This window comes from Mesorhizobium sp. M5C.F.Ca.IN.020.29.1.1, assembly GCF_003997375.1.
In the GTDB taxonomy this organism is placed as follows: domain Bacteria; phylum Pseudomonadota; class Alphaproteobacteria; order Rhizobiales; family Rhizobiaceae; genus Mesorhizobium; species Mesorhizobium wenxiniae.
In genome coordinates, this window is the sequence record NZ_RZSW01001225.1 from 1 (window position 1) to 385 (window position 385).

1 protein-coding gene is annotated in these 385 nt (G+C 58.2%); it reads left to right on the plus strand.

The features are described 5' to 3' along the window. A partial coding sequence (locus EOA85_RS37150; RefSeq protein ID WP_206523525.1) for a glycosyltransferase family 39 protein occupies positions 1 to 385 on the plus strand: 385 nt, incomplete at both ends.

A 385-nucleotide genomic window follows, 5' to 3' on the forward strand; every position in this document is an offset into this window, starting at 1 on the left:
GGGGGGCTCAAAACCGCCTCTCTATACATGGATCAACTGGCTGGCCGCGCAAATTTTCGGCACCAATATTTTCACGCTGAAGCTCGTCAAATACTCCGTGCTGTTCCTCGCCGCCTGCAGTGTGTTCGCCGCCATGCGGCGGTTCGGCTACACGAAAGCGACGGCATCGGCGGCCATGCTCGGACTTTTCACAATCCCGCAAATCGCCTGGGAATCGCAGCGGGCCTTGTCGCATTCGGTCGCCGTTGTCGGCTTTTGCGCACTGCTCCTGCTCGCGATGGCTAATCTGATCGAGCGGCGAAGCGTGATCGCCTATGCGGTGTTTGGCTTGGCAACGGCTGCGGCAATTCTTGCCAAATACAACGACGTATTCCTGGTGTTAGCC